Genomic DNA, 18,196 nt, shown 5'->3' with positions numbered 1-18,196 from the left:
GCTTATTCCCCCACCATTTCAGTATTGGCCGCACCGGGTGGGACCATCGGATAGACTTTTTGTTGTGGATCGATACGGACGTGGATCAGCGCCGGGCCCGGGCGTGAGATCGCCGCCTGCAGCGCCGCGTGAGCATCCTCTTCGGCATTCAGATCGCAGGTGTGCAGACCAAAACCGGCGGCAATCTGCATAAAGTTAATCATCCCCGGATAGGTAGCAGCAAACACGCCCTGCTTGTAGAACAGGCTCTGCTGCTGATGTACCAGCCCCAGCGCCTCGTTGTTCATCAGAATGATTTTCACATCCAGCTGATTTTCCGCCGCGGTGGCCATCTCCTGAATGTTCATCATCAGGCTGCCATCGCCGGAGAAGCAGATCACCTTGCGGTCCGGGTTCGCCAGCGCCGCGCCTACCGCCGCAGGCAGACCAAAGCCCATGGTGCCCAGCCCGCCGGAGGTCAGCCACTGGCGCGGACGGTTCAGCGGATAGGCCTGAGCGGTCCACATCTGATGTTGACCCACGTCGGTGGTGATAATCGCGCTATCGTCCACGCAGGCGGCCACGGCGTTAATCAGCCCGTAATGGCTGAGCGGATCGCCTTCGGTCGGGATCGCGCCCGGGAACTCCTGCTGCAGGCCGGTCACCTGCTGATGCCACGCGCTGCGCGGGGTGGCGTCGATATGCGGCAGCAGCTGGGCCAGCACCTCGTTGACGTCGCCCTGGATCGCCACGTGAGGCTGTTTGATTTTGCCCAGCTCCGCGCGGTCGATATCCACGTGAATGATTTTGGCATTCGGACAGAACTGCTCGGTTTTACCAATCGCCCGGTCATCAAAACGTGCCCCGAGAACAATCAATAAATCAGCCTCTTGCAGAATAAAGTTGGTGCTGCGCGCGCCGTGCATCCCCAGCATCCCCAGTGACAGCGGGTGCGCTTTGGGCAGCATGCCCAGCGCCATCAGGGTCATGGTGGTAGGCAGGCTGGCTTTTTCTGCCAGGGCGCGCACCGCGTCAGGCGCATCGATCACCCCGCCGCCCAGATAGAGCACCGGGCGCTGTGCGGCGTTGATCATCGCCGCCGCCTCGCGCACGCTCTCAACGCTGAACGCCGGCGAGGGCGCGCGGGTGCCGGGCTCCGGCAGCACGTCGATCTCAATCTCAGCGGTCTGCACATCCTTAGGAATGTCTATCCACACCGGGCCGGGACGGCCGGACTGGGCGATACGGAACGCATCGCTGATAACCTGCGGTAATTCGCTGATATCGCGCACTAAATAGTTGTGCTTGGTGATGGGGATAGAGATGCCGTAGGTGTCCACTTCCTGAAACGCATCGGTGCCGATCATCGAGGCAGGCACCTGGCCGGTAATGCAGACTAACGGGATGGAGTCGAGACGCGCGTCGGCGATGGCGGTAACCAGGTTGGTGGCGCCCGGCCCGCTACAGGCCATACAGACCGCCGGTTTGCCCTGGGTTCGCGCCATGCCCTGAGCGATAAAGCCAGCGCCCTGCTCGTGACGCGCCAGCACGTGGCGGATCTGCGTGCTCTGGCTTAAGGCGTCATACAGCGGGAGTACCGTCCCGCCAGGTATACCCGCTACCGTGGTAATGCCCTGACGTTCCAGCAAATGAACGATTAACTGCGCGCCAGTGAAACGCGTCTTGTGTGATGTTGTGCCCGAACTTGCCATGCTCCAGTCCTTCTTATGGGCCGACTTTCCGGGAGGCTTTTAACGAAAAACCCCGCCGGTTTGCGCCGGCGGGGTTTGGAATCGTGTGTTGATTCAGTCCCTACGGCGCATTGCCGACGACCACCACCACACGCACGACGACCACTGCGGCTGGATGCGCAGTTTTTAGTAGGGTCGCGGTGTTCATGGATGCAGTCATGGGGGACCTGTGTTTGGAATCATTGATTGAATTTATACAAACACAGGTTTACAGGCGTGACAACGGAAAATTTTTCATCTGCGCAAAAATATGTCAGGGATCACGTTTTAGTACGTTGCTCGCTCATTCCAGGAGTCACTATAGATGACATTGCCATCGCAATGCTTCCAGGTAATTTTCTCATAGCGTATGAGAACCGTTTCAAGGTGTGTTCCGGTATTTGCGCCTGGATACAGGTCTGGTGTGATTGATGTTATTTTCACATTGTCGAGGATGATATTAAAATATTCCTGTTCTAAACCAGCCTCGTTAATCTGATACATCTTAATGGTGGCGGACTGGAGCGTTCTCCCCGTACTCAACGCCCGAAATAAAAACGGGGTTACACGATCAAATTCCTTCTGGAACATAACGGGCATGTGTATGCGCGTGCCCGTCAATTTTCCGGTATTCCCGTCGACGGGAATGTTGACATTATGAGTGAACGATTTGAGTTCAATTGCGCCTTCACGCCCTGACACAAGGCAAGGACCAACCATGGGAGAACCATTTTCATCTGTTAAAAATAAATAAGCTGGGTTTGACATAAAAACTCCTTTTTATAAAAGTCAATCGTACTTATCAAAGCGCCCAAAAAGTATCGGATGGACAATAATAAATACTACGATAGCAATAAATGTGAGCAATACCCAGTGGCCAGGAAATAACCACAGAAACAAGGAGGCGCACGCAAAAATATAAACGGGAAATAAGATATCCGTAAACAGTATTGATAGCAGACTCTTAAACATACTACCTGTCCTTTAAATCGTTATACATCGCATCGAAATCCCTATAGAACCCCATTTGCACTTTCTTAATAAGTTCAGACAGGAAAGGTTCAAAAAAGTAATACAGCATTTCCAATTGTGCGGCATAGAGGGTGGCGTAGTACCTGGGATGCAGCGTTTTCAGACGACGGGCAGCAAGAGCGCACTTCTGGTCCGTGCCAATCAGTTGAAGTGCCATGACGACATTAGGTACGCGGCGTGCAAGCCGTTCAACGACGATTTCTGAAAGCAGGCAAGATTCCGAAAGGGATTTAGCCAGCGCCCATGCTAGCGCTAAACGCGCTGCCTTACTTGTCGGGATGTTGTTAACAAGCCCGGTTACTTTTGAATCCGTCTTGCGAACGCGATTTTGTTCATTTCCATTTTCAGAATCGGTGATAATACTTTTAAAATAAAGATAGAGCATGTATGCGATTACATCGCGGTAACGGTAAATAGACACAATTGAGAGGTACATCCTCTTTTCTTCTGATATAAGCTCATCACATACATCGTGATAGCTGGGGATTAAGCATGCTGAATACCAACTTACACGTTCCATTCCTGAGTAGATATCAGAGCCGATCCCCTTTAATGCCCTCCATGTCCCTGCAACGCCTTGCTGTCCATAAATAGCCAACTGCCTGTCGCTCTGGAACTTCATCTTTAAATAATCCGATGCTTGCATAATGTATCCATACAATATTTGCGGTCATATAGGTATACATTGAAAAGGCGGACAACTCAAATTTGTAAAATTTATTTATGAAGACATTCATGTGAAAAATAAATTAATTAATTAATTAATATTTGTTACGCCTATAAGCGATACAACTTGAATAGCCTGATTGATATATTTTTTATATTAGTTTACGTATTTGGTGTCGTTATTTCGCAAAATTAGTCTGCTACCCCTGCATAAAATGGGTTTCTTAAGCGAGCCTAACCAGGCCATAGCAAAGCTAAAAAGCAGAACCACCGCTTATCCCGGTATTTTTATAACTTATAATCATATCAAATGAATCATAAATGCATACGCTGTCATTTATTACCATTAAGTCAACAGGCATTTTTATGTGGGTAGCCCAGAAAACAAAAAACCCCGCCGGAGCGAGGTTTTTTTTACAGCGTTTGCGGCTGGTGACCGCAGAGCACACTGTGTTACATCAACGCACAAAGTATACGCGATCGCACGGGAACGCGCAATTTACGGCACGGATTTTGACGCCTTTGAGTATGGCTCCCGCTTCACGTTTTGTCCATAAATTACTGTTCATATATACAGTATTTATCTATACTGGGTATGTTCACAGGGTGCGAGGGGAGCCGCTCGTAGTACACCGGCACAACGAAGTCCTGGCTGAAACGGGTGGTGCCGTCAGCGCCTCCACTCCCCACCTGAGCACACTGTGTTACATCAACAAAGGTGCTGGTTACAGGCGGCGGAAAGGTACGCCAGCATCGTGCTCCTTAACCAGAGGAGACGCGTATGAGCGTAGTGGATATGGTTGTACTTATCCTCAAACTCATTGTTGCAGCACTGCAACTGCTTGATGCTGTCCTGAAATACGTTAAGTGATTCAGGTTCAAGTCGCACCTGAGAGGGGCGGGAAACCGCCCCTCTTTAATAACGAGGGAATGCTATGTTGCGTTTATTAATTGAGCCCGTCACGCCGGACGAACCGGGGTATATCGCGCTCAAAACCGAGAGCACCGCGCGCCATTTCAATATGCTGCGCCGGCTGGAAGAGAACTGGGAGCGGGGTGAAAACCGCTTTAACGCTCCTGGTGAAAAGCTGCTGGGCGCGTTTCTCAACGGCAAACTGGTAGGGATTTGCGGGCTGAACCGCGATCCGTTTAGCCAGCAGCCGCGGGCCGGGCGCATTCGCCATCTTTATATCAGCGAAAGCTGTCGTGGGCTGGGTATCGGCAGGCAGCTGCTCGCCGTGGTGATGGCCGATGCCAGCGTCTGGTTCGATTTTCTCAATACCAATGCGCCCCACACCGCCTGGACATTCTACCAGCACGCTGGTTTTACGCTGGTCGCGGATGAGCCGCGCGTCACCCATCGCCTTTTTTGCGCAATCTGAGCGGCTGGCAGCATCGGAGTGTGAATGTTACAGTTGAGTGACAATTCACCAGCCGATACGCCATGACGCTCTCCGTTTTCTGCATTTTACTCTTTGCCGCACTGCTGCATGCCAGCTGGAATGCCATCGTCAAAGCCGGAACGGACAAGCTCTATTCGGCGATCGGCGTCAGCGGCTCCGCCACGCTGATTGCTCTGGTGTTGCTCCCCTTCTCTCCCCAACCGGCTGCGGCCAGCTGGCCTTTTTTGATCGTCTCCTGCGCCTTACAGGTGGTGTATACCGTTCTGGTCGCGAAGACCTATCAGGTCTCGGATATGAGCCAGACCTATCCGCTGATGCGCGGCACCGCACCGCTGCTGGTGGCGCTGATCGGCACGCTGGCGCTCGGGGATCACCTCTCATGGTTCGCCTGGTCCGGCATCGGCGTGATCTGCCTGTCGATACTGGCCATGGCGATGAACGGACGCATGCAGTCCCGAAAAGGGATCTGGCTGGCGCTGCTGAATGCCTGTTTTATCGCGGGCTATACGCTGGTGGACGGCACCGGCGTGCGGCTATCGGGCACCGCGCTGGGCTATACGCTGTGGACCTTCTTTATGAACGGCTTCTGTCTGCTGAGCTGGGCGATGGTGGCGCGTCGGCGCGAGGCGTCCAGCTACCTGCGTCTGCACTGGAAAAAGGGGCTGCTCGGCGGCATTGGCACTCTGGGCTCTTACGGCCTGGCGCTATGGGCCATGACCCAGGCACCGCTGGCGGTGGTCGCAGCGCTGCGTGAAACCTCCATTCTCTTTGGTGCGCTGATCGCGTTTGTGCTTTTAAAAGAGAAGGTTGCGGGTCTGCGTATTGCTGCGGCGCTGGGTATTGCAGGCGGCGCCATTCTGCTGCGCCTGGCCTGAATCACTGGCAATATTAGTTGCCGATCTTGTTTACAAATCCTGCCTTTTTCCGCTTCTCCATTCATCACAGCAATGCTTATTTTGTCATTTTCCTGTGGTAGATTCCTCGCGCATTTATGGGAATGCGCAGTGACTTACTCTTTATTTATTACTTTTGGCAAAATTATTCAGCGACATGAAAAGACAGCGGAACGTTAATTTACTCTTGATGTTGGTATTGCTGGTCGCCGTCGGTCAGATGGCGCAAACCATCTATATCCCGGCCATTGCCGATATGGCGAAGGCACTCAGCGTTCGTGAAGGCGCGGTGCAGAGCGTGATGGGCGCGTACCTGCTGACCTACGGCGTCTCGCAACTGTTCTACGGCCCGCTCTCGGATCGCGTTGGCCGTCGTCCGGTGATCCTGGTCGGAATGACGATTTTTATGATCGCCACGGTGATTGCCATGACCACCCACAGCCTGAGCGTGCTGATTGCCGCCAGCGCGTTGCAGGGCGTCGGCACCGGCGTCGGCGGGGTGATGGCCCGAACGTTGCCGCGCGATATGTATCAGGGCACCCAGCTGCGCCATGCTAACAGTCTTTTGAATATGGGCATTCTGGTCAGCCCGCTGCTGGCCCCGCTGATTGGCGGCCTGCTGGACACCATGTGGTCCTGGCGCGCCTGCTACGGCTTCCTGCTGGTGCTGTGCGTCATCGTCACCTTCAGCATGGCGCGCTGGATGCCGGAAACCCGGCCCCAGGACGCGCCGCGCACCAAACTGCTCACCAGCTACAAAGTCCTCTTCGGCAACGGGGCCTTTAACTGCTACGTGCTGATGCTGGTGGGCGGCCTGGCGGGCATCGCGGTGTTCGAAGCCAGCTCGGGCGTACTGTTGGGTGCCGGGCTGGGCCTCAGCAGCATGGTAGTGAGTATTCTGTTTATTCTGCCGATCCCGGCGGCGTTTTTCGGCGCCTGGTTTGCCGGACGCGCCAACAAACGCTTTACCACCCTGATGTGGCAGTCGGTAGTGAGCTGCCTGCTGGCAGGGCTGATGATGTGGATCCCGGGGCTGTTCGGGGTGATGAACGTCTGGACCCTGCTGATCCCGGCCGCGCTGTTCTTCTTTGGCGCGGGGATGCTGTTCCCGCTGGCGACCAGCGGCGCGATGGAGCCCTTCCCGTTTCTGGCGGGTACCGCCGGAGCGCTGGTAGGGGGTCTACAAAATATCGGTTCCGGCGTACTGGCCTGGCTTTCGGCGATGATGCCGCAAAACGGCCAGGCGAGCCTCGGGCTGCTGATGACCTTAATGGGGCTGCTGATTGTCCTCTGCTGGCTGCCGCTGGCCTCCCGCGCCTCACATCACGAGCAGGCGATCTAATCAGTTTGCTTTTTCTTTAAGCCAGTGGATAAAGGCATCAATCTTTGGCCACTGGCGTCCTGAAAGGGTCGAGACGTAGTAGTGCTGATGGCATTTCAGCGTCTTGTCACCAAAGGGCGCAATCAGCTCCCCACGATCAAGACGCTTCTGCACCAGCCGTTTGCGCCCCATCGCCACCCCAACGTGATTTATCGCCGCCATCACCGCCAAGTCGGACCGATCGAACCCTATTCCCGATGAGGGCGGCAGGTTCACCGCAAAATGCTGCGCCCAGCTAAACCACTCGTCGGTGCCGGAGTCGTTGCTCCACGCCTGCCGGTCGTGCAGCAGGGTGCAGTGGCGCAGGTTATCCGGGCTGGCGAGCAGCTGATGTTCCCGGGCGTATTCGGGTGAGCAGACCGGCAGGATCGCCTCGTCCATTAAAAAATGGTGTGAAAGCTGAGTTGGCGGCATATCGTCGAAATAGAGCGCCAGATCGACGCCGGTTCGCTGCATATTGACGTAATCATTACCGGTCAACACGGTCAGGGAAATCGACGGATAGCGGCGGGTGAAGTCCCCCAGCATCGGCACCAGCCAGCACTGGGCGATCGACGGACGCGAATAGACGGTCAGCGTGCCGGAGAGGGCCTGGTTTTTGATGTCGAGGATCTCCTGATTCAGCGTATCCAGCGACGATTTCAGGGTCCAGTAAACGCGTTTGCCCTCCGGGGTCAGCTCCACTTTACGGTGCGAGCGTACAAACAGCGCGATCCCCAGCTCCTCTTCCAGCAGGTTGATCCGATGGCTCACCGCGCTCGGGCTGAGCGACAGCTCCTCCGCTGCCAGCGCGAACGACTCGTGACGCGCCGCCACCTCAAAAGTGTGCATCTTCGACAGCTGCCAGCCGTTCAGTAGGCGATTTCTCGCCTCACTCCCCTCGTTCATTGCCCTGCCCTCATTCACCTCTGTTCTGCGCCCAGAATAGCGATTAAAGATGAAAAAATGTGAACCAATGGCAGGAATAGTACTTTTTTTAGAGGGCTATCACTCAGTTGATCCAATCTGGCTCATGTGAACGGCAATTTATATCGTTTGTCAGCCGGAGCGGTTTTTTCGTCAAATACCCGCAGCTAACGTGAGGGTGAGGTGAGATATGGGATCTCCGGTCTGGGTTGTAGCCACGCTGCTGGCAAGCATCGTGCTGATTGTGTTTACCATCGTAAAACTGAAGTTTCATCCGTTCCTTGCCCTGCTGCTGGCGAGCTTTTTCGTCGGCGGCATGATGGGGATGAGCCCGTTGGATATGGTCAACGCCATCGAGAGCGGCATCGGCGGCACGCTGGGCTTTCTGGCGGCGGTGATTGGTCTCGGCACCATTCTGGGCAAAATGATGGAGGTGTCCGGCGCGGCTGAACGCATCGGCATCACGCTGCAGCGCTGCCGCTGGCTCTCGGCCGACGTGATTATGGTGCTGGTGGGGATGATTTGCGGCATCACTCTGTTTGTGGAAGTGGGCGTGGTGCTGCTGATCCCGCTGGCCTTCTCCATCGCCAAGAAGACCCACACCTCGCTGCTGAAGCTGGCGATCCCGCTCTGTACTGCCCTGATGGCGGTGCACTGCGTGGTGCCGCCGCACCCGGCGGCGCTGTTTGTTACCAACAAACTGGGGGCCGATGTCGGGACGGTGATTGTCTACGGCCTGCTGGTGGGTCTGATGGCCTCCCTGATCGGCGGCCCGCTGTTCCTGAAGCTGCTGGGGAACCGTCTGCCGTTTAAAGCGGTGCCGGCGGAGTTTTCCGACCTCAGGGTGCGGGAAGAACATACCCTGCCATCCCTGGGCGCCACGCTGTTTACCGTCCTGCTGCCTATCGGCCTGATGCTGGTGAAAACCGTGGCCGAGCTGAACATGGCGAAAACCGGCCCCCTCTATACGCTGCTGGAGTTTATCGGCAACCCGATCACGGCGATGTTTATTGCGGTGTTTGTGGCCTATTACCTGCTGGGGTTACGCCAGAAGATGGGCATGTCGACGCTGCTGACCCATACCGAACACGGCTTTGGCTCGATCGCCAATATTTTGCTGATTATCGGCGCGGGCGGGGCCTTTAATGCCATCCTTAAAACCAGCGGCCTGGCCGATACGCTGGCGCATATTCTCTCGAACCTGCATATGCATCCGATCCTGCTCGCCTGGCTGGTGGCGCTGATCCTGCACGCGGCGGTGGGGTCTGCCACCGTGGCGATGATGGGCGCGACGGCGATTGTCGCCCCGATGCTGCCGCTCTACCCCAACGTCAGCCCGGAGATCATCACCATTGCCATCGGTTCCGGTGCCATTGGCTGCACGATCGTTACCGATTCTCTCTTCTGGCTGGTGAAGCAGTACTGCGGGGCCAGCCTCAATGAGACCTTCAAATACTATACGACGGCGACATTTATCGCCTCGGTGCTTGCACTCGGCGGCACCTTCCTGCTTTCTTTCATTATCTAGCGCGAAGAGATCTCTTATGGAAAACGCAAACATCACCACTTTAATCGCACAGTATCCTCTGGTGGAGGATCTGATCGCCCTGAAAGAAACGACCTGGCTTAACCCGAACGCCACCACCCTGGCCGCTGGCCTGCCCTATGTCGGGCTGACCGACGCCGACGTGGAGGATGCCCGGGCGCGCCTGAACCGCTTTGCCCCTTATCTCGCCCGCGCGTTCCCGGAAACGGCGGCCACTCACGGAATTATTGAATCTGAACTGGTGGCCATTCCGAAGATGCACACACGGCTGGAGAAGGAATTTAATATCACCGTTCCCGGCACCCTGCTGCTGAAAAAAGACAGCCATCTGCCGATCTCCGGCTCGATTAAAGCCCGCGGCGGGATCTATGAAGTGCTGACCCACGCCGAAAAACTGGCTCTGGCCGCCGGGCTGCTCAGCGTTGAGGACGATTACAGCATCCTGCTGGAGCCGCGCTTTAAAGACTTCTTTAGCCAGTACAGTATCGCCGTGGGGTCGACCGGCAACCTCGGGATGTCGATTGGCATTATGAGCGCCCGCATCGGCTTTAAGGTGACGGTGCACATGTCCGCCGATGCCCGCGAGTGGAAGAAGGCCAAACTGCGCAGCCACGGCGTGACGGTGGTGGAGTACGAACAGGATTACGGCGTGGCGGTGGAGCAAGGGCGCAAGGCGGCGGAAAACGACCCGAACTGCTTCTTTATCGACGATGAAAACTCCCGCACCCTGTTTCTGGGCTATGCCGTGGCAGGCGAGCGCCTGAAGGCGCAGTTTGCCGAACAGGGCCGGGTGGTGGATGCGGAGCATCCCCTGTTTGTCTACCTGCCGTGCGGCGTGGGCGGTGGCCCTGGCGGGGTGGCGTTTGGGCTGAAGCTGGCCTTTGGCGACCACGTTCACTGCATCTTTGCCGAACCGACCCACTCACCGTGCATGCTGCTGGGGGTATATACCGGGCTGCATGACGAGATTGCGGTGCAGGACCTGGGGATCGATAACCTCACCGCGGCGGACGGTCTGGCGGTAGGCCGTGCCTCCGGCTTTGTTGGCCGCGCCATGGAGCGCCTGCTTGACGGGTTCTATACCCTCGCCGATCAGAGCATGTACGACATGCTGGGCTGGCTGGCACAGGAAGAGAACATTCGCCTTGAGCCGTCGGCGCTGGCGGGCATGGCCGGGCCGGTGCGCCTTACCGCTTCCGGTCACTATCCGCTGGAGAACGCCACCCATCTGGTATGGGCAACTGGGGGTGGGATGGTGCCGGAAGAGGAGATGGCGAAGTACCTGGCGAAAGGGCGTTAACTGACCCGGTGGCTCTGCTGTAGCAGGGCCATCAGCTCAACAGGCGAACGGTGATGGCGGATTAAATCGCGCATCACCCGCATATGCGGGGCGGAGTGGCGGAAAAAGGCCTGATACCCTGCACAGAGCGCGCTTTTACCCTCCCCCCGCTGCTCTGGGCTGTCACTGCTGCACAGAGACCGGATCGGACATGCCCGGCACTCGTCGGGAATGGCTCCACAGTCGCTCTGCTGTGGATTGCCGCGCCATATTTCCAGCGTTGAATCAAAGAGTTGTATAAAAATACGACCGATATCTTCCCGTACCCAGACATCAAATACCGCCATCAGGAACGCGGCCCACTGCCGATCGGTGATCGATTCCGGGTTATCGCGTGCCTGCAACGGAATAAACTTCAGGTACGTTATGCCCTGGTCACGCACATCCCGGTATAGCTGTTCCGGCTGGCCGCAGTTCTGGCGGTTAATTACCGTCACGAGCACTTTGACCTGACATCCTGTCATGCAAATTCCCTGATAAAAATAATGAGATGATGAAGATGACTAGCAGCAAACAGTAATGCGAGGGATAACACTGCGAGGGAGATCAAAAATTTACTACGTACCGGTCGGGATGCTGAAAAGTTGTACAGCGACACGTCCATCCGGGCGCGGTTGCGGGTGTAGTGCCAGAGGATCAGCGCCACCATCGCCAGCACCCCCAGCGCCACCCAAAACAGCGGACCCGCCTGCTGCCAGTTGTGCTTCACTGCCAGCACCATTAGTGCCCCGTAGCCAAACAGGGTGCGCAGCCAGGCAAGCGAGGTTCGCTCCGGCTGTAGCCCCGGATCGGCCAGACGGCGCGCTTTGCGGCTATCCGCCATACAGCACCAGCCCCATCACAATCACCGCCACTATCATCAGGATCAGGCTGACCATCAGCAGGCTGCGGGTGTAGGGCAGATCTTCTTTCAGGCGCATCGCCTTTTCATTACGCAGCCAGCGCAGGTAGCCGTAGATCGCCAGCCCCCCGGAAAAGAGGCACAGCAGCAGCGCCAGCAGCTGGCGGATCACCGGTGTGGCAAAATCGGGTGCCAGTTGGTCAAGGCCGACACCGGCCGCCAGAAAGCCCAGCGCGGTGCGGATCCACGCCAGAAAGGTACGCTCGTTTGCCAGCGAGAAGCGATAATCCGGCGCTTCGCCGAGGCGTGAAATTTTCATGACCACTCCTGTCTGACTGCCCGTTGTACAAAACTCCGGCAATGTTAACGTATCCAGGGCAGTAATTCCCGTCTTAACCCATTCCCCAGAACAACACCGCCAGCAGTTGCGGTGTGATGATGCGCATAAACATCACCAGCGGATAGACCGTGGCGTAAGAGAGCGCCGCCGCACCGCTGGTGGCGTGCAGGTTGTTGGCAAAGGCCAATGCCGGCGGATCGGTCATCGAACCGGCCAGCATGCCGCACAGGGTCAGGTAGTTCATCTTCGCCAACAGCCGCGCCAGAATGCCCATGACGATCAGCGGAACCGCGGTAATGAGGATGCCGTAGCCAATCCAGCTGACGCCGTCGCCGCGGGCCAGCGTCTCGACGAAATCCCCGCCCGATTTCAGCCCCACCACCGCCAGGAACAGGACGATCCCCAGCTCGCGCAGGGCAAGGTTGGCGCTCGGGGGCATAAACCAGTAGAGCTTGCCCACGCAGCCGATACGCCCGAGGATCAGGGCCATAATCAGCGGCCCGCCTGCCAGCCCCAGCTTGAGCGCCACCGGGAACCCCGGCACGTACAGCGGGATGGAGCCGAGCAGGACGCCAAGACCGATGCCGATAAATACCGGCAGCATCTGCACCTGCTGCAGTTTTTGCTGCGCGTTGCCCACGATATTGGCAACGGCATCAATGGAGGCCGGACGGCCGACCAGGTTAAGGATATCGCCAAACTGCAGGCTGGCGTCCGGGCTGGCTACCAGTTCGATCCCGGCGCGGTTCAGGCGCGAGATCACCACGTCATAACGCTCTTTTGCCTGCAGTTCGCGGATTTTTTTGCCTAATACCTGCTCGTTGGTGACCACCACCCGCTCAACGCGCATATCGGTGCCGCGGGTGGAGAGCGAAGTATCCACCTCCTGGCCGATCACCAGCCGGGCGTTGTTCAGGTCCGCCGGCTGGCCAACGAGGTGCAGCAGGTCGCCGGTCTGGATCACCGTGCCGGGCAGAGGCACCATCAGGGTCTGATCGCGCTTCAGGCGGGAACAGATAATGTTGGCGCTGTTGAGGATCGGCACATCCTGGATCGCCAGGTTGTTGAGATTGGGGTTGTCGACGCGGATGTTGATGGTTTTAATCAGCGCCTGGCCCTGGGTAAGGGTGGATTCGTGCTGCTGAGCTTCCTGCTCCACGTTAATGCGAAACAGAACGCGCATCAGCCACATGGTAAGCAGAATGCCGCAGATGCCGAACGGGTAGGCCATGGCGTAGCTCATGCCCATCTGATCCACGATCCCTGCTTCAATCCCCAGGTCGCGCAGGATTTGCTGTCCGGCCCCCAGCGCAGGGGTGTTGGTGACCGCCCCGGAGAAAATACCCAGTACCACCGGCAGCGGAATGGCGAAGAGCTTATGCAGCAGGGCGGTGACCAGCCCGCCCATCACCACGATTCCCATTGCAAAGAGGTTGAGGCGCAGGCCCGAGACGCGCAGCGAGGCGAAAAAGCCGGGTCCGACCTGAATGCCGATGGTGTACACAAAGAGGATAAGGCCAAATTCCTGAATGAAATGCAGCATTTGCGCGCTGAGCGTAATGCCCAGCTGGTCGGCAAAGTGGCCGACAAATATCCCGCCAAACAGCACACCGCCAATGCCGAACCCGACGCCGCGGATTTTGATATTGCCGATCCACAGCCCGACCACCGCAACCAACGCCAGAATACTGACCGTTAACGCTATATCACTCATGACGGCATCCCTGTGAATAACATTATTATTACCAGGGATTTTCGCAGAGCGCAGGCGGGTTGTATGGGCGATGGCGCACAAAAAAGCCGAGGTAAAAGCAAAACGGTCACCCGAAGGTGACCGTTTTTAGTGTGTGCGAGGGCATTAACCCCGTAGGCCCGTGCAAGCGTAGCGCCGCCGGGCACAAACCCGCATTAGCTGTTCAACGCCGGGCGTTCGCTGATGGCGATCCGCTGCGGAGCAATCTCATCCGGCACGTTGCGGGTGATGTCGATATGCAGCAGCCCGTTGGTGAAGGTGGCACCCGTCACTTCCATATGTTCAGCGAGGGTAAAGCTCAGGCTGAACGGCTGAGTGACCAGCCCCTGATGCAGCCATTTGGTTTCGGTCTCCGGTTTTTCCGGGGTGCCTTTTACCGTCAGGCGCGTGCCTTCCAGCTGGATATCCAGGTTCTGCTGGCTGAATCCCGCCACCGCGAGCGTAATGCGATAGTGGTTATCGTCGCTCTTTTCGATGTTATACGGCGGGAAGGCCTGGCTTTCGGTGGTGCTTTGCAGCGCGTTAGCCAGTTTGTCAAAACCGATCCACTGACGCAGCAGCGGGGATAAGTCGTAATTACGCATGAGTATTCTCCTTCTGAGAAGCGAGTTCGGCACAATGTTGTGCGCAGTTGTCCCGGCAAATCCTGATGGATCCGCCTCTGCTCCCGATATCGGCAAGCATTCAGGTATGGGCCGCCGCAGCGACCCTGGAATTAATTAATTTCGATACGGCGCGGTTTTTTCGCTTCCGGGATCACACGTTCCAGATCGATATACAGCAGGCCGTTGACCAGGTTCGCGCCGTGAACGTGAATGTTTTCCGCTAACTGGAACTTGCGTTCAAAGTTACGTTCCGCGATGCCCTGATAGAGATAGGTACGTTCTTTCTGCTCGCCCGCATGAGCGCCTTTCACCACCAGCAGGTTGTCCTGCGCGGTGATTTCCAGTTCGCTTTCAGCAAAACCGGCCACGGCAATCGCGATGCGATAGTGGTTTTCGTCAACCAATTCAACATTGTATGGAGGGTAGCCGTTGCTCTGGCTTTGGTTGTTTTCTAAATGATTGAACAGACGATCGAAGCCAATGGCTGAACGATAAAGCGGAGAAAGATCAAAGTTACGCATACGGTTAAAACTCCTGAAATCAGCAAGAATTGTCGCCTTCCACGGTGGACAGGCTGGGGTATCCCAAACGCCCCTCAGGCACGTTTGTTTATCGATACCCTCTTAAAATGGGTCTGCTTCCGTTCTTTTCAAGAGCAGCGCAGCGAGAATTTTTTGCACTTTGCGGGTACTGGAATAGACTGGGACTACAGCACGTAAGGTTAAAATGCGATAGGTGCCACAGAGCGGTACTTTTCAACTATTCATTTAGACGATGGCCCGTTATAAACCCGGTTGCGGGTCTGTTCCAGACCATTGATGATGACTGACTGATAATGAAAAATGTTCTGATAAAGTTGACGATGTTCAGCGCGGTGATGGTGCTTTGCGGGTGTTCGAGCGTGATGTCTCACACCGGCGGTAAAGAAGGGACGTATCCGGGGACGCGCGCCAGTGCGAACATGCTGGCGGATGACGACACCAACTGGGGCACCAAATCGCTGGTGGTGCTGGATATGCCGTTTACTGCTGTTGTTGATACCCTGCTGCTGCCGTGGGATCTCTTCCGCACGGATAAATCCGTTCGCTCCCGCGTGGAGCAAAGCGAGGAGAAGACGCTGGCAACCAACGCCGTCATCCCGCCCGCCGAGATGCCCTCGCGCTGATTAGCACCCGGTTTCTGTCACCCAAATCTGACGGAAGCCGCCGACCTCCTCCATCCAGGCCAGATAGCGCCCGTCAGGCGAGTAAACCACCGCATCCCCCGACGGCGGGTTGCCGTGATCGGACGTCAAAAACGTCACGTCGCCCGAGGTGGCATCACAGCGGGCAATGCGATCTTCCAGCACAAACCCCAGCGAATGGCCCGCCGGATGCCAGTTAAACGCCGACTGAATATCGCGTTGATTATGGGTGAGCTGACGGGGCTCTCCTCCTTCCGCAGCGATCAGCCACAGCTGCACTACCCCTTTATCATCACGCATCAGGAACGCGATTTGCGTCGCCTGCGGGTTGCTGCGCACCCAGTGGCGCGGCACGTTCACCAGCCCCGGATAACGATGGTCATGGGTAAACGTTAAACGACGCTGTACCACTCCGGCAGGCGGCGCGGGCAGACGATCTGCCGTGCCCTGAAGCGGAATATCGCCGGCCTGTTTCCAGCTCTGCTCGTCTTTCGGCAGATCCACGATAAACAGTTCCGGCACTTTTTCACCGTCGGCGGACAGGGTATCGCCGATAAAGGCCAGCCTGTCGTTGCCGACCCAGCCCTCTTCATAGGCGCGGTTGATCTCGTCGCTGCCGGGTGTTGGCGTCGGGGTTGTGCGGCTCACCAGTACGCTCCAGTGCGTGCCGCCATAGTTACGCGGGTGGTCGCCCTGGGGTGTCACCGGGCCGAAGGGTGCGGCCACGCCTACGTTGCGTAAATCGAGCGTCGGATCTAACTCGTGCAGCACGTGGTCGTTATAGGTAAAGCTGACAAACTGCCCGTCCGGGCTATACACATGGACATGGCTACCGCCGCGCAGCGCGCCGGGGGTAAAGGGCGCGGTGATATCCATCGCATCGAGATGGCTTACCTGCCCCTGTCCGGCAATCACCCCCTGGCGGTGGTGAAAATCGTACTGCCAGTGGGCATCAGGATTTTTCGGGCCATGGATAAAAACGTATTTATTTTCCGCAGGATGAACGGTCACGACCCCCACGTGCGCACCCTGGCTGGCGCGATAAATCACCTCCACCTCGCCCGTTTCAACATTTACCCGCTCAATGGTTTCGCCGGTAAAGGACGCGCCGGAAGGACGGACGTCAAAGGCCAGCCACTGGCTGTCTGCGGTCCAGGTGCGGGTGTTGGTGAGCTGATGATTGCGGGGAGCGAAGGTGATTTGTTTCATGAGGATACCCTGATGCGCGGATGTCGCATCAGGGTATAGCATTGCCGGGGATTAGCCTACCCGTTTCACGTCGCCCACCAGCAGGATGTAGGAGAGCGCGCCAACCAGCGCTACCGCTGAAATATAGACCAGCGCCGGGCCGAAACCGTAGTCCTGCGCCAGGTAGCCAATCACCAGCGGCACGGTGATGCCGCCCAGCCCGCCCACGAAGTTAAACACCCCACCGGTCAGGCCAATCAGACGCATCGGCGCCAGGGACGACACCAGCGACCAGGTGATAGAGGCGAAGCCATTCCCGAAGAAGGCAATCGCCATCAGGGTCATAATCCATACCGGATCGTTGGTGTAGTTCGCACCCATGATGCAGGTGGAGATCAGCAACCCGCAGATGATCGGCGTTTTACGCGCAATGCCGAGGGAGTAGCCTTTTTTCACCAGCTTATCGGCCAGCCAGCCGGAAAGCAGTACACCGAAGAAGGCCGCGAGGAACGGCACCGTGGTCATAAAGCCTGCCTTCAGCGCGGTAATCCCTTTTTCCTGAGTCAGGTAGTTCGGGAACCAGGTGAGGAAGAACCACAGCGTCGAGGTCACCGCAAACTGGCCCAGGTAAACGCCCACCAGCTTACGGTGGAACACCAGCTTCCAGTCGGCTTTGGTCAGCGGCTGACGCGCCTCTTTTTTCACCGGCGCATCGCCGTCCACCAGGCCACCACCGTCGCGGATGTAGTCCAGCTCGGCTTTGGTGATGCTTTTGGTCAGACGCGGTGGCTGGTATACCTTGAACCAGACCAGCGACCAGATGATGCCGATCCCGCCGGTGACGATAAACACCCAGTGCCAGCTCAGCAGCTCCTGGATCCAGATCAGCAGCGGGGTCAGGAACGCGAGACCGACAAACTGGCCGGAGGTATAGAACCCGACCGCAGAGGCACGCTCATGCTCCGGGAACCAGCTGGTAACCATACGGTTGTTGGTCGGGAACGCCGGGGCTTCGAAAATACCGGTGATGGCGCGCAGGCCAATCAGCGACATTAAGCCGGTGGCAAAGCCCTGGAACAGGGTCGCCACGGACCAGCCGAAAATGGCGATAAAGTAGGTCAGGCGCGAGCCAACACGGTCGAGGAACCAGCCGCCCGGGATCTGACACAGCGTATAGAGCCAGGCGAAGGCCGAGAAGACGTAACCCATTTCCGCTTTGGTGATACCAAACTCTTCCTGAATATGGGCCGAGGCCACCGCCAGGTTGGCGCGGTCAACATAACAGATGACCACGGTAATAAAGATCATAATCAGCGTCAGGTAACGGCGACGCCCGGTTTTAGTAGCAGTAACTGGAATATCCATCGCAATCTGTCTCCAGATTTTGGGCATAGCGAAGCCGCTCACCATG

At 57.0% G+C, this 18,196-nt stretch carries 20 protein-coding genes; 7 read left to right on the top strand and 13 right to left on the bottom strand.

Translation table 11 applies throughout. The features are described 5' to 3' along the window. Nucleotides 1–2: 2 nt before the first annotated feature. From ilvB to V7Q49_RS13205, 4 genes are all read right to left on the bottom strand, one after another. Nucleotides 3–1,691 carry an acetolactate synthase large subunit gene (gene ilvB / locus V7Q49_RS13220; protein ID WP_333852581.1) on the bottom strand — a complete coding sequence of 563 codons (1,689 nt, stop codon included), beginning with the start codon at nt 1,689–1,691 and terminating at the stop codon, nt 3–5. Nucleotides 1,692–1,791: 100 nt separating this feature from the next. Then, nucleotides 1,792–1,890 (bottom strand): ilvB operon leader peptide IvbL, encoded by a 99-nt coding sequence (gene ivbL, locus V7Q49_RS13215; protein WP_103824263.1) that lies wholly within the window; start codon nt 1,888–1,890, stop codon nt 1,792–1,794. A gap of 107 nt (nt 1,891–1,997) precedes the next feature. Then, nucleotides 1,998–2,477, bottom strand: coding sequence for an Hcp family type VI secretion system effector (locus V7Q49_RS13210; protein ID WP_333852577.1), 480 nt, complete (start codon nt 2,475–2,477; stop codon nt 1,998–2,000). A 205-nt stretch (nt 2,478–2,682) separates the two neighbouring features. Beyond that, the gene (locus V7Q49_RS13205; protein ID WP_333852575.1) at nt 2,683–3,387 is read right to left on the bottom strand and encodes a hypothetical protein; all 705 of its coding nucleotides are present in this window, start codon (nt 3,385–3,387) and stop codon (nt 2,683–2,685) included. Nucleotides 3,388–4,188: 801 nt separating this feature from the next. On the opposite strand from V7Q49_RS13205, the gene tisB reads away from it, so the two are divergent. From tisB to emrD, 4 genes are all read left to right on the top strand, one after another. Next, nucleotides 4,189–4,278, top strand: a complete 90-nt coding sequence (tisB, locus tag V7Q49_RS13200; RefSeq protein ID WP_039032257.1) for a type I toxin-antitoxin system toxin TisB — start codon at nt 4,189–4,191, stop codon at nt 4,276–4,278. A gap of 64 nt (nt 4,279–4,342) precedes the next feature. Beyond that, on the top strand, nt 4,343–4,789 hold the full coding sequence (locus V7Q49_RS13195) for a GNAT family N-acetyltransferase (RefSeq protein WP_333852572.1): 447 nt from the start codon (nt 4,343–4,345) through the stop codon (nt 4,787–4,789). Nucleotides 4,790–4,851: 62 nt separating this feature from the next. After that, the gene (locus tag V7Q49_RS13190) at nt 4,852–5,685 is read left to right on the top strand and encodes an EamA family transporter (RefSeq protein WP_333852570.1); all 834 of its coding nucleotides are present in this window, start codon (nt 4,852–4,854) and stop codon (nt 5,683–5,685) included. Nucleotides 5,686–5,860: 175 nt separating this feature from the next. After that, a complete protein-coding gene (emrD, locus tag V7Q49_RS13185; protein WP_333852569.1) occupies nt 5,861–7,045 on the top strand; it encodes a multidrug efflux MFS transporter EmrD in 1,185 nt (394 codons plus the stop codon). Here emrD and dsdC read toward each other — a convergent pair whose 3' ends face one another. Continuing rightward, a complete protein-coding gene (gene dsdC, locus V7Q49_RS13180; RefSeq protein WP_333852567.1) occupies nt 7,046–7,972 on the bottom strand; it encodes a DNA-binding transcriptional regulator DsdC in 927 nt (308 codons plus the stop codon). A gap of 208 nt (nt 7,973–8,180) precedes the next feature. Here dsdC and dsdX point away from each other — a divergent pair, with 208 nt between their 5' ends. Both dsdX and dsdA read left to right on the top strand, forming a co-directional pair. Then, entirely contained in the window at nt 8,181–9,518 is a 1,338-nt protein-coding gene (gene dsdX, locus V7Q49_RS13175) for a D-serine transporter DsdX (protein WP_333852565.1), read from the top strand. Nucleotides 9,519–9,534: 16 nt separating this feature from the next. Beyond that, nucleotides 9,535–10,836: a D-serine ammonia-lyase gene (gene dsdA / locus V7Q49_RS13170; protein WP_333852563.1), complete on the top strand. Its 1,302-nt coding sequence runs from the start codon at nt 9,535–9,537 to the stop codon at nt 10,834–10,836. Here the strand turns inward: dsdA and V7Q49_RS13165 are convergent. The 6 genes from V7Q49_RS13165 to ibpA form a co-directional block, all read right to left on the bottom strand. After that, nucleotides 10,833–11,339, bottom strand: coding sequence for a radical SAM protein (locus V7Q49_RS13165; RefSeq protein ID WP_333852561.1), 507 nt, complete (start codon nt 11,337–11,339; stop codon nt 10,833–10,835). The genes dsdA and V7Q49_RS13165 overlap by 4 nt on opposite strands. Further along, nucleotides 11,336–11,698: a DUF202 domain-containing protein gene (locus tag V7Q49_RS13160; protein WP_333852559.1), complete on the bottom strand. Its 363-nt coding sequence runs from the start codon at nt 11,696–11,698 to the stop codon at nt 11,336–11,338. The genes V7Q49_RS13165 and V7Q49_RS13160 overlap by 4 nt, the downstream gene beginning before the upstream one ends. Beyond that, nucleotides 11,688–12,035, bottom strand: coding sequence for a YidH family protein (locus V7Q49_RS13155; protein WP_333852557.1), 348 nt, complete (start codon nt 12,033–12,035; stop codon nt 11,688–11,690). Before V7Q49_RS13155 ends, V7Q49_RS13160 begins: the two co-directional genes overlap by 11 nt. 73 nt (nt 12,036–12,108) lie before the next feature. After that, a complete protein-coding gene (locus V7Q49_RS13150; RefSeq protein WP_333852555.1) occupies nt 12,109–13,770 on the bottom strand; it encodes a putative transporter in 1,662 nt (553 codons plus the stop codon). A 194-nt stretch (nt 13,771–13,964) separates the two neighbouring features. Beyond that, nucleotides 13,965–14,393 carry a small heat shock chaperone IbpB gene (ibpB, locus tag V7Q49_RS13145; protein WP_333852553.1) on the bottom strand — a complete coding sequence of 143 codons (429 nt, stop codon included), beginning with the start codon at nt 14,391–14,393 and terminating at the stop codon, nt 13,965–13,967. 131 nt (nt 14,394–14,524) lie between these two features. Further along, a complete protein-coding gene (gene ibpA, locus V7Q49_RS13140) occupies nt 14,525–14,935 on the bottom strand; it encodes a small heat shock chaperone IbpA (RefSeq protein ID WP_032615564.1) in 411 nt (136 codons plus the stop codon). Nucleotides 14,936–15,246: 311 nt separating this feature from the next. Here ibpA and V7Q49_RS13135 point away from each other — a divergent pair, with 311 nt between their 5' ends. Next, nucleotides 15,247–15,579, top strand: coding sequence for a YceK/YidQ family lipoprotein (locus tag V7Q49_RS13135; RefSeq protein WP_333852863.1), 333 nt, complete (start codon nt 15,247–15,249; stop codon nt 15,577–15,579). Here the strand turns inward: V7Q49_RS13135 and V7Q49_RS13130 are convergent, their stop codons facing one another. Both V7Q49_RS13130 and V7Q49_RS13125 read right to left on the bottom strand, forming a co-directional pair. Further along, a complete protein-coding gene (locus tag V7Q49_RS13130) occupies nt 15,580–16,806 on the bottom strand; it encodes a DUF3748 domain-containing protein (RefSeq protein ID WP_333852551.1) in 1,227 nt (408 codons plus the stop codon). A 51-nt stretch (nt 16,807–16,857) separates the two neighbouring features. After that, nucleotides 16,858–18,195: an MFS transporter gene (locus V7Q49_RS13125; protein ID WP_333852549.1), complete on the bottom strand. Its 1,338-nt coding sequence runs from the start codon at nt 18,193–18,195 to the stop codon at nt 16,858–16,860. Nucleotide 18,196 lies beyond the last annotated feature (1 nt).

It is taken from the genome of Leclercia sp. (assembly GCF_036780805.1).
Taxonomy (GTDB): domain Bacteria; phylum Pseudomonadota; class Gammaproteobacteria; order Enterobacterales; family Enterobacteriaceae; genus Enterobacter.
The sequence above is the reverse complement of the archived record's forward strand: the minus strand, read 5'-3'. Positions and strand labels throughout refer to the sequence as shown.

Coding starts and splice junctions, on each gene's coding strand:
- ilvB (WP_333852581.1), bottom strand. CDS start 1,691: ATGGCAAGTTCGGGCACAACATCACACAAGACGCGTTTCACTGGCGCG.
- ivbL (WP_103824263.1), bottom strand. CDS start 1,890: ATGACTGCATCCATGAACACCGCGACCCTACTAAAAACTGCGCATCCA.
- V7Q49_RS13210 (WP_333852577.1), bottom strand. CDS start 2,477: ATGTCAAACCCAGCTTATTTATTTTTAACAGATGAAAATGGTTCTCCC.
- V7Q49_RS13205 (WP_333852575.1), bottom strand. CDS start 3,387: ATGCAAGCATCGGATTATTTAAAGATGAAGTTCCAGAGCGACAGGCAG.
- tisB (WP_039032257.1), top strand. CDS start 4,189: ATGAGCGTAGTGGATATGGTTGTACTTATCCTCAAACTCATTGTTGCA.
- V7Q49_RS13195 (WP_333852572.1), top strand. CDS start 4,343: ATGTTGCGTTTATTAATTGAGCCCGTCACGCCGGACGAACCGGGGTAT.
- V7Q49_RS13190 (WP_333852570.1), top strand. CDS start 4,852: ATGACGCTCTCCGTTTTCTGCATTTTACTCTTTGCCGCACTGCTGCAT.
- emrD (WP_333852569.1), top strand. CDS start 5,861: ATGAAAAGACAGCGGAACGTTAATTTACTCTTGATGTTGGTATTGCTG.
- dsdC (WP_333852567.1), bottom strand. CDS start 7,972: ATGAACGAGGGGAGTGAGGCGAGAAATCGCCTACTGAACGGCTGGCAG.
- dsdX (WP_333852565.1), top strand. CDS start 8,181: ATGGGATCTCCGGTCTGGGTTGTAGCCACGCTGCTGGCAAGCATCGTG.
- dsdA (WP_333852563.1), top strand. CDS start 9,535: ATGGAAAACGCAAACATCACCACTTTAATCGCACAGTATCCTCTGGTG.
- V7Q49_RS13165 (WP_333852561.1), bottom strand. CDS start 11,339: ATGACAGGATGTCAGGTCAAAGTGCTCGTGACGGTAATTAACCGCCAG.
- V7Q49_RS13160 (WP_333852559.1), bottom strand. CDS start 11,698: ATGGCGGATAGCCGCAAAGCGCGCCGTCTGGCCGATCCGGGGCTACAG.
- V7Q49_RS13155 (WP_333852557.1), bottom strand. CDS start 12,035: ATGAAAATTTCACGCCTCGGCGAAGCGCCGGATTATCGCTTCTCGCTG.
- V7Q49_RS13150 (WP_333852555.1), bottom strand. CDS start 13,770: ATGAGTGATATAGCGTTAACGGTCAGTATTCTGGCGTTGGTTGCGGTG.
- ibpB (WP_333852553.1), bottom strand. CDS start 14,393: ATGCGTAATTACGACTTATCCCCGCTGCTGCGTCAGTGGATCGGTTTT.
- ibpA (WP_032615564.1), bottom strand. CDS start 14,935: ATGCGTAACTTTGATCTTTCTCCGCTTTATCGTTCAGCCATTGGCTTC.
- V7Q49_RS13130 (WP_333852551.1), bottom strand. CDS start 16,806: ATGAAACAAATCACCTTCGCTCCCCGCAATCATCAGCTCACCAACACC.
- V7Q49_RS13125 (WP_333852549.1), bottom strand. CDS start 18,195: ATGGTGAGCGGCTTCGCTATGCCCAAAATCTGGAGACAGATTGCGATG.